The sequence below is a fragment of the Cohnella sp. LGH genome (assembly GCF_017671885.1).
Taxonomy (GTDB): Bacteria; Bacillota; Bacilli; order Paenibacillales; family Paenibacillaceae; genus Cohnella; species Cohnella phaseoli.
On the sequence record NZ_CP072117.1, the window covers coordinates 6,740,587 to 6,754,329 of the forward strand.

Sequence of the window (13,743 nt, forward strand, 5' to 3'; positions counted from 1 at the left end):
CTCCGGCTTACTCTACGCCCAACTCTATCGTGAAAATAGAAACGCCTTGCCCCGCGCAGACGAGCGTCTCGCCCGTTCTGGCATGCCAGCTCCCTGCGGACAGATCGCCGACCGAGCCTGCGCGCCGCCAGCTATTCCCTTCCTGCGTCACTTGAACGACATCCCGCTCCAGTCCTCGGAATAACAGCGTTACCGGAGCCTCCCCGCCTTCCGCTTCGACGCAAATCTTTAGCGCTGCGTCGCTCTTGGAGACGGTCAGACCGATGGAGCAGCCCGCTTCGTCCTCAAGGCGATAGATCAGGCTATCCGTCGCATAGATCATCAAGGTGAGATTCGCATAACGATCCACTGCGTTGCCCACATCGTCAGCCAGCTTGCGGACAGCGCCGAGATTCAGCGGCAAGACGACATTTTCCTTCATATAGACGGGAATGTCCGACCAGCCTGCCTCGACCTCCACCATCCGAGGACCGACGATAATATCCTCATTAAACAGCGACAGCCAACGGCCTTCCGGAAAATAAACCTCGGTCTCCAAGGCGCCTTCCTGCGCTACAGGAGCGACTAGCAGGCTGTCTCCGAACAGATACTGCGTCGTCACGTCCGCGCATTTTTCATCTTCCGGGTAAGCGAGCAGCAGCGCCCGCATCAACGGATATCCCGTGGCCGCGCTCTTCCGAGCCTGCTCCCACACGTACGGCAGCAGGTTCATGCGGATATCGGCGAACCGCTTGTACAGGGACAGAACCTCCGGACGCCTCGTACGTTCCGCAATGTTCCACGGCGTACGGTCCATGTTATACTGTCCCTTGCTCTCGGCATGGTACTGCATAACCGGGCAGAACGCGGCCATCGCCGCCGAGCGAACGTATAGCTCCGCCGTCGGAATGTCTCCCGAGAAGCCGCCCAGATCCCAGCCCCAGAACGGAATGCCCGATAGGCCGCAGCTTAGTCCGGCGACGATCGTCGCGCGAAACGCCTCGAACGTCGACTTCTCGTCGCCCGCCCAATGCAGCGGCATCGCCTGCGCCCCGGTATACCCTGCGCGGCTGAACGTAATCGCCCCTCCCGACACGTAGCGATCCGCGAATTGCTGGAACGCAGCGATATAGCTGTTCGGATATTCGTTGCGCATCTCCGCGCCGCTGCGCCCGTCATGGAATTGCAGCTCCGAGCCGTAGATGCACTCCCCGCCGTCCGTCTTAAAGCCGTCGATGCCGATGTCCTCCAGCAGATATTGGCGCTTGCCGAGCCACCAGTCTACAGCAGCCGGATTGGTGAAGTCGGGCACCAGGCTCCCTCTGAACCATTCGTAATCCGGGATGCGGTAAGGGCTGCCGTCCGCATGACGCACCTCGTAATCCTGCTCCACCATGTATCGCTCGTCCTCGTCCCGCTGGACGTGAGCGATGCCGTCCATAAACTTCATTACGGGAGCCTGCCACAGCAGGACGCGGATACCATGCCCGTGAATTCTCTCGACCAGCTTGCGCGGGTCCGGCCATCTCCCCCAAGCCGGAAAACTGAAATCATCGTATGCAAATCGTTCCGAGCCCGACTTCGTCTCGTACCCCGCATCGTTGAAAATGTAAAAGGAAGACTCGTCGCTCCACTGCTCCAGCACCATGACCGTAGACGGGATGGCGTGCTCCGCCGTACGCGCCAGCTGTTCGTCCACTTCTCGCTCGCTGTCCCAGTTGTTGCTCGACATCCAGGGGCCGAACGCCCATTTCGGCGGCAGCTTCGGCTTGCCCGTCAGCTCGGCGAACGTACCGACGAGTTCGAGAGGCTTGCCGGCGAACAGCCAATAATCGACGGTCTGCCGCTCCGGCCCGACGTTCGCCTCGATCTGTATAAGATCCTCGCGTACGGTGCCAAACCGGAATACCGAATAGAGCGAGCTCTGCAGATAGAGTCCGTATCCGCCGGAGCTATAGACGACAGGCACCGGAATATACGTCCGGAAGCCTTGATCCTTATATTGGTTAAAGACGTAATTGTCCAGCTCGCAGCCGCGGAATTCCATCCGGGCGAATCTCTCTCCCATGCCGTACAGTCGCTCCCCGTCCTTCAGAGCGAAGTTTAATCTCAGCTTATAGACCGTTCCCGTTCGATCGATCAACGCCTGGAAAGGCGCCGCTTCCTCCTGCTCATAGCTGGCCGACACGCGCTTGCCCTCTGCATCGAACAGGCTTGCGGCGAACCGACCGCCTTCCACGCTCACCTCCGCGCCTCCAACGCGGCAGCGCCCTTCCGTCTTCCATGTCTTCCGCGCCTCCGAGCCGGGGTTATCCCCGTCGATCAGTTCCAGCCGAAACGATACCGCACCGCTCGGATGGCTTCGTGCGTTCAGACAAGGCACTGGGCCCCCCTCTATCACCGGCTCGAAACGAACCGTTACGTCGCCGGTTTCCGCCTGCGCTATCCCCGTCGCCCGGGTCAGATTCGTCCAGCGAAGCACTTCGAACGAATACCACTCCGACGCCTCTCCCGCACCTTCCGGATCGCGGACGAACCGATAGCGCACCTGCTCCGTTTCCGCGAATGGCGCAAGCTCCGCTTCCCAATACTGTTCGCCCGCTTCGTTCTCCACGGCTTGCATGCTTAGGAAGGTTGGCGCGCTTGCTCCCGCAACAACTTCCAGCGCAATCTCGTCGCTGGATCGAAATGGCGCGGAGAATGTCCGAAACGCGACCCGTTCTCCAACCGCGACCAACCTCGGGTAGCGTTCGTTGTTGCCCGCCTGATACGGACTTTCCCCTCCAACCGGCGCATGGATGAAGCGTACGCCCGCATCTCCCCCATCCGGCGACTCTCCCGGGATAAAACCCGGCGACTTGATCGCAAGCTGGTCCCCGGCCCAAGCGAGGAAAGCGTTCGCTTCGCCTCCAGACAGAGCCGCCGCTTGGTCGCAAAGCGTGCGAGCGCGGCCGATCGCCCCGACTTCGCTATAATAGGCGGAGAGAAGCCCCGCCGATTCGGCAGACTCGGTCCGTGCTTCGTCAAGGCGGACAAGCGCTTCCAGCATCGCGAGATCGCCGGCGCTGAGCAGACCGAACGGCACGGCGGCGGCCACGATGTCCGGCCATACCTCGTTCGCATCCTTGCGGCTGACGAAATGCTTGCCGTGCATGAACGAAGCGAAGGTCGCCTCGCGAATGTCCTTGCACAGCTTCTGCGCCTCGTCCGAGCGATAGACGTTGCCTATCGATCTTAGAGCGGCGTAATAGAGCGCAAGGTTGCTCAAATAGACGTCCGGCCCTTCGTCCCATAGCCAGTGCGAATCTGCCGCGTTCCAAGCGTCGGCGATGCTTGCGATTCCCGCTTCGATCAGCCCGGAGTAGCGCTCCAGCAGCTCCCTCTCCCCGCCGCGATTCACGTATTCACCGACAATCCACAACCAATAAGCCTGCTCGCGAGAGACGGGATCGGGACCGGCCAGTCGCTCCGCAACCTTTTCCAGCCATGGTCCGACTTCCCTTACGATCCCCATCTTCATTCCGCCGAACCGGAGCAGCGCCCCGTCTCTGAGCGCATCGCGCAGCATCTGTCTCGTCTTGTTCATCGATTACTTGATTCCTCCCATCTGAAGTCCGGCCTTGAAGAAGCCTTGCGCGAACATATAGAGCACGATGATCGGCAGCATGGAGATGAGACTGCCCGCCATCAACGTGTTGTACTCGCTGCCGTATTGTCCGTTAAGCGAGCTCAGCGCCAGCGGCAAGGTCATCAATTCTCTGTCCGACAGCACGATCAACGGCCAGAAGTAATCGTTCCACGCCCCCATGAACGTCACGATGCCAAGCGTTGCGATAATCGGCATCGACAGCGGCACAATAATGCGCAGGAAGATATTCGGCTGGGAAGCCCCGTCGATAAACGCCGCGTCCAGGAAGTCGTTGTGGATCGTCTTGATGAACTGTCTAAGCATGAAAATCGCGAACGGATTAAACACGCTGGGCAGAAGAAGCCCCGTAAACGAATTGAGCAGTTGGAATTCCTTCAGCACGAGGAACACAGGAATCATCGTCACTTGGCCGGGCACCATCATCGTCGCCAGGAACAGAGCGAATACGGCCTCGCGGCCCTTAAATTCGATCTTGGCGAAAACGTAAGCGGCCATCAGCGCGGATACGAGCACGATGCCCGTACTGGCCACCGAAATGAACAAGCTGTTGAAGATTGCCTTGGCGAACGGGAACACGGTGAAAATTTTGCTATAGCCTTCGAACGAGATTTTCTCCGGAATCCATTCGATCGGAATGCTGATCAGGGCGCCCTTGCTCTTCAGCGACGTACTGACCATCCAGAAAAAAGGGATGAGCGCGAACACCGCCAGAATCGATGCGAACACATAGAACAGCAGAGGCTGAACGAATCGGCTACGAGTCATAATGCACCCACTTCCTCTGCAGCTTCATCTGCACGATGGTGAATACGAAAATGATGACGAACAGAATCCAAGAGAACGACGAGGCGTAACCCATCTTGTAATATTTGAACGCGTATTTGTAGATTCGCTCGACCATCACCTGCGTGGAGCCGTACGGCCCGGCGTCCTGCGTCATGATCATCACCTGCGGGAACAGTTGGAACGAATTAATAATGCAGATGACGAGGACGAAAAAGAGCATCGGCGACAGCAGCGGCAGCGTTATTCTCGTGAAGCGGCTCCAGAAGCTCGCTCCGTCGATATTGGCCGCCTCGTAATACGTCGGGTTAATCCCCTGCAGACCGCCTAGCATAATGAGCGCGAAGAAGCCCATGTCCTTCCAGATGCTGGCGAACACGATGCCCGGCATCGCCCATGTCCGATCCTGAAGCCAAGCGGGGCCGTCGATGCCGACGAAGCCGAGGATCGCGTTGACCGGGCCGTAATCGTCGCTGAGCAGCCATTTCCAGATGAGCGCCGCGGCTACCCAGGAGGTGAGCACCGGGATGAAGAAGACGACCCGGTAGAGGCCGATCGCCTTGTACGTATTGTTGAGCAGCACGGCCGCCAGCACGGAAGCGACAAGAATGAGCGGGATGTACAGCACGATGTAGTACATCGTGTTTTTGAGTACGCGCCAGAACTCCTCCCCCGCCAGAATCTCCTTAAAGTTGCCGAAGCCGAGGAAGTCGGGCGTCCCCGCCGCAAGGTTCCACGGATTCAACCCGTTCCAGTCCGTGAAGCTGATCACGAGCGAGTAGACAATCGGGATCACGCTGAATACGAGCAGCCCGATCGAGGAGGGCAGCAGGAACAGGATGATCGTCAGCCATTTTCTCCGGTTTCGTTGAGTGAGCATGAATTCGAAACACCTCGCGTTAAGAAGTAGCGGCTGCCTGACCGCGAACGTTAGCCTGGATCAGACCTTACGAACCGGAGGCAGCCGCGTCGTTTCTTGATATCGAACGCGTGTTACAGCTTGATTTTCTCGGTCAGTTCCTTCTGCGCGTCGTCAAGCGCTTGCTGCGCGGTTTTCGCCCCTTCGGAGGCGGCTGTCAGATGAATGCCCAGAATGTCCGACATCTCTCCGAATTGCTCGATAACCGGCGGCGTAACGAGGTAATCCAGCGAATCGAATACGGCTTGGCGGTTCGCCGGCGGCGTCATCGACAGATATGCTTCCAGTACGTCCGGATAGGTGACGGCCGGCAGCTCCCAGCCCGCGTCGACGCGGATTTTCGCCGCTTCCTTGCTCGAGGACAGAAACTTAATCCATTGGAATGCCGCTTCAGCCGCTTTGCTGTCCTTGTTGATGACCAGTCCATTGGAGAAAAAGTGCGTCGCTTTCTTCTTGTTGCCCGGCTCGACGGCGACGTCCCAATCGAATGTGACGTTCTGCATGAAATCGGAGAAGGCCCATACGCCGGTAACGATCATGCCAAGGCGACCGGCTTTGAACAAATCCCAATCCCCTACGCCGCTAAGCTGCGCTTGCGTCGGCATGACATTTGTCGTAAGCACCCGATCGACGAGTCTTTGCAGCGTTTCCACGTTTTCCGGCGTGTTGACGGTGAACGCGGTTTTGTCGGCGTTAAGCAAGCTGCCGTTGTTCTGCTGAACAAGCTTATAAAATTCATGGAACTGAATCGGCTGGAATACGCCGAACGTGTTCTTGTCGAGGGCGCGGATCTTCGCCGCAGCGTCGTCGAACTCTTTCCAGGTCCAATCCTTGGTCGGAAGCTCGGCGTTCGCTTTCTGGAACAATTCTTTGTTGTAGATCAGCAAAACGTTGGAGAAGCTGCCCGGCATGCCATACTGCACCCCGTCGGAGGAAAAGGCGTTCAAAGCCTGCTCGTTTAAGGTCGATCTATCGAACTGCGTCGCGTCGAAGAGAGGGTTAAGATCGAGCAGCACGCCCTTCTTCGCATAGGACACGAAATTTTCATAGTTTAGCTCGTAGGCGTCAGGCGCTTGCCCTGCCGCTACCCGGGTCTGCATCTGCGTAAAATAGTCGCCGTATGCGATTGTCTCGATTTCGACTTTGATGTTCGGATTGGCTTGCTCGAACTCCGCTTTCATCTGGTCCAGGTATTTCGCCGTGTCCCCGGCGCCGGAGAAGTTGCCGAATTTGACCGTGACGATCTCGTCCGAGGAAGTAGGTGCGGACGAAGATGCGCTTGGCGAAGCTTGGCTCGGACTTGCGCTGCCGTTGCCGTTGCCGTTGCCGTTGTCGGATTTGCCGCCGCTGCATGCGGCCAGAGATGCGATCATGATCGCTGCGAGAATGAAAGAAAGCGCCTTCAACAATCCAGTCTTAACCATCGAATAAATCCCCCTATTTCGTAATTTGAAGATCATTCTTGCATGGACAGGCGAGATTAAGCGTTTAACTTTCGACACCGATCGACCGTTTTTGCGGTCTTACGGTTGATCCGCTTGCTTGCGAAGCCCGGCTTTAGATTTAATGCAGCTTGCGCACCGTCTCCCGATCCGCAATTTCCAGCGGGATGTTCGTTCTTTTTTTGCCGTGCGCCTTCGCTCCGCGTTTTTTGCGAATCTGGTCGATCAGCAGCTTCGCTGCGGTTTCGCCTTTGAGAAAAATTTGTTGTCTAACCGTCGTCAGCGGCGGCAAAAACATATGCGCCATCGAGATGTCGTCAAAACCGACGACTGAAATATGCTCGGGCACTTCCTTGCCGGCTTCCTTGATGCCGCGAATCAGTCCGAATGCCACCATGTCCGCCGTGGCGAACACTCCGGTAATCTCCGGATATTTCTCCGCGATCAAAGTTCCCGAGCTGCGGCCGTGCGTATAGCTGACCGAATTTTCGAACACGTAGTCCGGATTGTAGAACAAACCGGCCTCCTGCAAAGCGCGCTTGTAACCGAGAAATCTTTTCTCCACAACGCCGTCCTTGCGGATCATGCCGGTGACGAGTCCGATATTGCGATGACCGTTATCGATCAGATGCTTCGTGGCCATATAACCGCCCAGTTCGTCGTCGATGCCGACGTTCGTGAAGTCGCTGTCGTTCACATAGCTGTCGATAAGCACGATCGGGATGTTCGCTTGCTTGCATTCTTCGTACAGCTGCTCGGAGTAGATGCCCATAATGATGGCTCCGTCCAAGTTGCGCGAGGTGGAAATATCGAGATACGTTTTACCCTTGTCGACGCCCGCAAGGATGATGTGGTAACCGTCTTCCCGAACAACCGCTTCTATTGCGCTGATCATCTCGCTGTAGAACGGGTTTTCGAAGACAAGCTGCTTATGGTCCTCTGTCTGGGGAATGATGACGCCAATCAGCTCCGAGGTGTTCTTGACCAATCCCCTTGCCGTAATGCTCGGAATGTAGTTCAGTTCCTTGATCGATTCGTGGATTCTCGCGATCGTGTCCTGCGACACTTTGCTCTCCTTGCCGTTGAGGACATACGATACGGCTGCGATGGATACTCCGGCGTTGCGGGCTACGTCTTTTATCGTAATTTTCCTCATGATCTCCTCCCACTCAGACCCCCTTCGGTTAAACGTTTAATTAAACTATAAGCGGGGACTATTCAAATTGTCAATAAGAAAAAGAAAGCGTTATACCGCTTTCTTTTTCTCCCACTATTGTCCAATCTTATAATCGTACGGCCATACGATTGTTCCGCTGCGGTCGATAAATCCTCTCACGTAGCCCGGCGATTCGGAACTGGGCAAATAGACTTCCGCCAGATCTCCCTTGAAGGAGTTGCCCCATTCGAACTGATCCTTGATCACGAACGTGCCGGACTTATTGATATAGCCGTAGGTGTACCTGCGACTGGCCGGGGCCAAACCGCCGGAGAACAGCCCTCCGGCTGTAATATTTTGAATGACCTTCTCGCCCTTCTTGTTGATATAGAACCTTCCCCCGTTGCGCTCCACGAATGCCAGCCCTTCGGAGAAAGGCTGCGCCATGGTGAACTGAGGCTTCTGAATGTATTTGCCCGTCTTGTCGATATATCCGTATTTGCCGTTTACGCTAACGACAGCCGCTCCGTCGGAGAACGGCGTAGCGTAGTCGAATCGGGGAGGGATGACGAGCTTGCCGGAAGTGTCGATATATCCGTATTTGCCGCCTACCGTTAAGCTGACAGCCGCCATTCCTTCGGAGAAGTCTGACGTTTGACTAAATCGATAGGGAATGACCAGCTTGCCTTTCGTATCGATATACCCGGAGGCTTTCCCTTGATTCACTCGAGCCAGACCTTCGGAAAAATGGAAAGCTTTATGGTAAATCGGTTGAACGACTATTTTCCCCTGCATGTCGATATAACCGTACCGGGTGGCGGCGGTCCCGTCGGCTGTCTTAACCTTCTCCATATATAGCGCCAATCCGTCGTACGGAATTCCGCAAGCCCTGAACGCGCATTCGAACAGCTTCTTACCCGTCAAGTCGAAATAGGTTTGCTTCCTCGCGGCGCCGTCTTCGACATAATACACGGAGCCCCCGGTCTGCGTATTGTATACAAGACTGTCGTTCACCGGCTCGAGCACAATCTCGCCTCTGCCGTTAATGAATCCATATTTCCCCTGCTCCTCTATGAGATACACTTGATCTGTCGCCGACTTCCAGGCAACGTCCGCCTCTGCGGCAATCGCTTGACCCTGTCCGTGCCCCGTTCCCGCAACTCCGAACAAAATGACCGCCAAGCCTGCGATTCCGGCCATTCTTCTCAACAACTTCCCCACTCCCCTAGCTAGTTAACTTCGTTATTTATCTATTAGACGCCGGTTCAACCGTTTTTGTTGTTCCATGATCCGATATTTGCATCCAACCGAGGAAACGGGGCCTTCGTCAAGCGTTCGCCTCGACCGGTCTTGTCGAATTCTTGCCTCACGCCTCTATTCGCAATATCGTGGTCATCTCGATCATCGGAGGAATCGAAGTCCGGCTTCGGTACAACGGCCTGGGCATCAAGCAGTCGCTGCCCGACTCTCCTGCCGAAACTGGCGCGATTCCCGTTCGCTCATAAGAAATAACGAAAAGGCTGACCCATAAGCCAACCAAGTTGCCTGGAAGATAATCGCTGATAAAGGCGCAAAGGGGTATGTACCTCCTTCAGATGCTATACGCTCCTGAAAACCTGAATAGGTAAACCCGCTACAGGGTAATTTCAGAAGCGTATGAGGCAATCTCCAGGGAGGCACATCCCCCTTGCTTTATCTATCGATCTTCTCAAAGCAACTCTGCTTATGGGACAGCCCCTTCGAGGGCAGCCTGAAGCTTATCCTCTATGTTTTCAGGTTAAGCGCACGGTGCGTCCCCGGTCGTTGGACATTATGGCACTTTTTTGGCCTCCGCTCCCCCATTCCGCCATCGTCAGGGCACTTTTTTGGCCTTCGCTCCCCCGTCCCGCACTCCACAGCTCGGATGGCACTAAAGTCTCGGCCCCAAGCCTCGGTTTTACCAAAAATACAATCTGAGTCGCCTGAGTCGTCTTAGTCGCCTGAGTCGCGGAGAGGCCCAAGTTGTAGCGCTAACCTGTTGACGACACACGGCTCATCGCCCTCAAAATCAACGATGCGACGTACTCTCACGGATGATCAGCTCAGGTTCGATAACCGTCTGCTTCTTGACCTTCTCCTTGCCGATCAGCTTATGGAGCACCTGGACCGACATCCGGCCGAGCGTCTCCATCTTCTGAGAAACCGTCGTCAGCTCCGGATTGATCGCGGTGGCGAGCGGGATGTCGTCGAATCCGATAATCGATAGATCCTCCGGAATACGATAGCCCGCCCTGGCCGCCGATTTCACCGCCCCGACCGCCGTAAAATCGTTCACGCAAAACACCGCGGTCGGTCTGCGCGGCCCTTCCAGCAGACGCTTCATAAGGTGCTTCCCCGATTCGATCGAGAAATCCTCGTTCAGCACCCACTCCCGGGGAATATCCAGGCCGTTCTGCTGCATGACCTTCTTGAACGCTCGAACCTTCTGCGCCGTCGTCGACATATTGTCGTGTCCGCCGATAAACGCGATCTCCCGATGTCCAAGTCCGATCAGATAACGGGTCGCCATCTCGGCGCCTTTGGTCTCGTCGATATACACGCGATGCAGCGGGCTTCCGGGCAGGTTGCCGTTAATGAGAACGAGCGGCGTGCGACTCGCAGCCTCCCGCACCTCCTCGGCCATCTCGGGACTGCAGCGGGACAGATTGATCCGCCCCCCCATAAACAAAATGCCGTCTACCTGCTTCTCCCGCAAAATGTTCAAATACTGAGACTCACGCTCGTAGCTGCCGGTCGTATCGCACAGCAGGAACGTATATCCTTTGTCCCTGGCTTCCTGCTCAATTCCCGAGAACACCTCCGGAAAAAACGGATTCGTAATGTCCGGCACAATGACGCCGATCGTTCCCGTTTCTTTTTTCGACAGGCTTCTGGCAAGGGCATTCGGTTGGAACTGGTATTTGTGAATCAGCTCCATAATTTTGTCCCGAGTCGCACTCTTGACTGGCGCGGTGTTGTTAAGCACTCGCGACACCGTTGCGACCGAGACTCTTGCTTCATGGGCGATATCGTAGATCGTTACCTGCTTCAAAACCATCCATCCTTAGCACAGCCGACTTTTTCGTTCATCATAGCATTTTCTTCCTAGTAATGGAAAGTAAAATCCGGGAACGAAACGGCCGTTCGATTTATTCGATTTGCTTCTTGAATTCGTCCAGCTGACGTTGAATTTCTTCAATCGCTTTGTCGTACCCTGCGGCTTTCAGCTTGGCGCGGAATTCTTCCACCGCCTTGGCCGGATCTCCGGCTTTGCCCCAGAGGATCGCCGGCCCCAACTCTCCCGTCACCTGGGAGATGGCCGTCAGCTCGGCGTCGATCTTGGATTTGTCGAAAATAAATCGGCCGTAGGGGTAAGGCTCCTTGTAGCTGTCGTATTCCTGGTATAGCGTGGAGATGCCGTCCCACACCGTGTCCGAAGGAATTTCGAAACGATCGACGCGTCCGCCCCAGAAATCGGAGTAATAGGCGTCGCGGGCCTCGTCGTAGCCGGCCGGCAGCACTCTTTTGTCGTCCTTGAGCTCGTATTGGACTCCTTCCAGTCCGAAGTTGATCAGCTGATAGATTTCCTTATCGTTGCGCATCAAGTCATACGCCATAAGCGCCCTTTCCGGATTTTTGCTGTGCGCGCCAACGGAAGTGCCTCCATGGGTAATGGACAGCTCCGGAAGATTGCCGCGCGTACGGGAGAACGGGAACATGAGCAGCTCCGAGCCCGGCTGATCCTTATCCATGTTTACCCGCAGCGAAGCGTAGGTCTGGGTATGATGCTGGTCCGTGCCGGTCAATCCGGCTCTCAGCAGCGATCTTGTATCCCCCTTGTAGTTCAGGACGTCTTCGCGCCAATAGCCTTTATCGGCCCAGTCCTTCATCATCGTCGCCATATTCAGGAACACGTCGTCGAAGATCGGACTAGTGGCGGTATATTTCTCGTCGTAAGATTTGGCGTGAAATACCGGCATATAGCCGGTGCCGATCGGCAGCTCCAGCATATCCGTGTACGATTGCGTGAAGCCGATGTAGGGCCCGATGCCGCCCGACTGCGTATCCCAAGGCACAACGCCTTCTTTGCTGTCCTTCACGTACTGAAGGTACTTGCCAAGCATCTCGAAATCTTTGATCGGCTCGTTGATCCCGGCCTCCTTTGCCCAATCGCCGCGATAATAGATGCCGTGGTTTACCCACTGGGTAAAGTCGTTTTCTGGTATTAGCACGATCTTGCCGTTGAACTTGCTCTCCTCCCAATCCTCCGAAGGGATCGATTCCCACGTTCGGGGTGCGTATGTCGGCAGCAGATCGTCGATATTCATAAACGCGCCGCGCTGGGTGTTGTTCCACGTATCAAGCCAGTCGGTCGCTATCGTGATCAGGTCGATCGGTTCCCCCGATGCGAGCGTCAGGTTGTATTTCGTCTGCCAGTCCGCCCATTCGATCCATTTCCATTCCAGTTCGGCATTTATTTTCTCCCGCATAAGCTGGTTGACCTTCTCGAACACTTTTTCGAATTGGCCGTTGGTCGGTTTGTCCCCTAGCACCAGGTAGCTGATTTTCACGAACTTCGACGTATCTACGCCTCCGTCCCCCGTCGATGCTGCAGCGGACGGCGATTGGCTGCCGGACGACTCGGCGCTTCCCTTGCTTCCGTTGTTTCCCTTCCCGCCGCTGCATGCGGCCAAAGCGACGACAAGAACGAGCGACAATACCGCGAACAGAACCTTTTTGCCTCTGAACATCCTTCTTCCTCCCCTAGAACTTCGAATTTTCCACGCCATTTCTGCAACCGGTTTCACCAATATGTGAAGGAGCTTCGCCTGACGGCGTCTCCGGCACACCTTGCTTCGGCCTTGCCGCCGTCGGGGCGGTTTTCAACCTTTGACCGCGCCGACGGTGAGTCCTTTAATGAAATACCTCTGCACGAACGGGTAAAACAGAATGACGGGACCCGTAGCTACGATCGCCGTAGCCATCTTCATCGATTCGAGCGGCATATCGCGTAGCGGAACGTTGGAAGCGGCCGAGGAGTTGCGGATAAAATCCGCTCTCGTGATCACGTTGTACAGAAACAGCTGGAGAGGCCGGTATTCCACGTCCGAGGTCAGGAACAGCATCGCGTTGTACCATTCATTCCAGTAGCCGAGCGCGATAAACAGCCCAATCGTGGCCAGAGCCGGAGTCGTCATCGGCAGAATCAGCTTGCGGAAAATCATGAAATCCCCCGCCCCGTCAATCTTCGCGGATTCGGTGATCGCATGCGGAATCGACTGTACGAACGCCTTCATCATGATGATAAGAAACGGAGTCAGCAGGCCGGGCAGCAGCACTGAGAGGTAATTGTTCTTCAGACCGAGATACTGCGTCATCAACAGATAAAACGGGACGAGGCCTCCGGAAAACAAAGTCGTGAAGTAAATCAGGAAGGAAATTCGGTTCCGGTATGGAAAGTCCGGCCGCTGCAGCGCATACCCGGTCATAGCAACGAGGAAAAGTCCGATTACGGTTCCGGCGGCGGTGAGCAGAATCGTTACGATGTAGGCGCCGATGACGAGGTTCGGGTTTTCGAAGACGATCCGATACGCGAACAGTGTGAAGTCCTTCGGCCAGAAATTGAAGCCGCTCGACTGGATCGAACGTTCCGTAGTCAGCGACGTACCTAGGACGAGCACGAACGGCAACACGCACGCGAGGGCGAATGCGCCGATAAAGACATAGCCGACGAGACGGACGAGGCGCTCCGAGGCGCCCGAGCGAATGCTTCGGGAGATTTGTTCCATCACTTTCG

General features: G+C 56.0%; 9 protein-coding genes. All 9 read right to left on the reverse strand.

Annotated features, from left to right (window positions below):
• Positions 1-7: 7 nt before the first annotated feature.
• Positions 8-3,565, reverse strand: a complete 3,558-nt coding sequence (locus J4772_RS27955; protein ID WP_209072376.1) for a glycoside hydrolase family 31 protein — start codon at positions 3,563-3,565, stop codon at positions 8-10.
• A 3-nt stretch (positions 3,566-3,568) separates the two neighbouring features.
• Positions 3,569-4,393, reverse strand: a complete 825-nt coding sequence (locus tag J4772_RS27960; protein ID WP_094042141.1) for a carbohydrate ABC transporter permease — start codon at positions 4,391-4,393, stop codon at positions 3,569-3,571.
• Positions 4,383-5,291 carry a carbohydrate ABC transporter permease gene (locus J4772_RS27965; protein ID WP_209072377.1) on the reverse strand — a complete coding sequence of 303 codons (909 nt, stop codon included), beginning with the start codon at positions 5,289-5,291 and terminating at the stop codon, positions 4,383-4,385. The genes J4772_RS27960 and J4772_RS27965 overlap by 11 nt, the downstream gene beginning before the upstream one ends.
• A gap of 113 nt (positions 5,292-5,404) precedes the next feature.
• Positions 5,405-6,754, reverse strand: coding sequence for an ABC transporter substrate-binding protein (locus J4772_RS27970; RefSeq protein WP_209072378.1), 1,350 nt, complete (start codon positions 6,752-6,754; stop codon positions 5,405-5,407).
• Positions 6,755-6,893: 139 nt separating this feature from the next.
• Positions 6,894-7,928 carry a LacI family DNA-binding transcriptional regulator gene (locus tag J4772_RS27975; protein ID WP_116063610.1) on the reverse strand — a complete coding sequence of 345 codons (1,035 nt, stop codon included), beginning with the start codon at positions 7,926-7,928 and terminating at the stop codon, positions 6,894-6,896.
• Between the two features lie 114 nt (positions 7,929-8,042).
• Positions 8,043-9,140: a WG repeat-containing protein gene (locus J4772_RS27980; protein ID WP_209072379.1), complete on the reverse strand. Its 1,098-nt coding sequence runs from the start codon at positions 9,138-9,140 to the stop codon at positions 8,043-8,045.
• Positions 9,141-9,975: 835 nt separating this feature from the next.
• Complete coding sequence (locus tag J4772_RS27985; RefSeq protein WP_209072380.1) at positions 9,976-10,998, reverse strand: LacI family DNA-binding transcriptional regulator; 1,023 nt, start codon at positions 10,996-10,998, stop codon at positions 9,976-9,978.
• A gap of 97 nt (positions 10,999-11,095) precedes the next feature.
• On the reverse strand, positions 11,096-12,697 hold the full coding sequence (locus J4772_RS27990) for an ABC transporter substrate-binding protein (RefSeq protein ID WP_209072381.1): 1,602 nt from the start codon (positions 12,695-12,697) through the stop codon (positions 11,096-11,098).
• A gap of 132 nt (positions 12,698-12,829) precedes the next feature.
• Positions 12,830-13,735, reverse strand: coding sequence for a carbohydrate ABC transporter permease (locus J4772_RS27995; protein WP_116063615.1), 906 nt, complete (start codon positions 13,733-13,735; stop codon positions 12,830-12,832).
• Between the last annotated feature and the right edge of the window lie 8 nt (positions 13,736-13,743).

Bases quoted from the DNA above. Each gene is read 5' to 3' on its own strand.
- J4772_RS27955 (WP_209072376.1), bottom strand. From the start codon at position 3,565: ATGAACAAGACGAGACAGATGCTGCGCGATGCGCTCAGAGACGGGGCG.
- J4772_RS27960 (WP_094042141.1), bottom strand. From the start codon at position 4,393: ATGACTCGTAGCCGATTCGTTCAGCCTCTGCTGTTCTATGTGTTCGCA.
- J4772_RS27965 (WP_209072377.1), bottom strand. From the start codon at position 5,291: ATGCTCACTCAACGAAACCGGAGAAAATGGCTGACGATCATCCTGTTC.
- J4772_RS27970 (WP_209072378.1), bottom strand. From the start codon at position 6,754: ATGGTTAAGACTGGATTGTTGAAGGCGCTTTCTTTCATTCTCGCAGCG.
- J4772_RS27975 (WP_116063610.1), bottom strand. From the start codon at position 7,928: ATGAGGAAAATTACGATAAAAGACGTAGCCCGCAACGCCGGAGTATCC.
- J4772_RS27990 (WP_209072381.1), bottom strand. From the start codon at position 12,697: ATGTTCAGAGGCAAAAAGGTTCTGTTCGCGGTATTGTCGCTCGTTCTT.
- J4772_RS27995 (WP_116063615.1), bottom strand. From the start codon at position 13,735: ATGGAACAAATCTCCCGAAGCATTCGCTCGGGCGCCTCGGAGCGCCTC.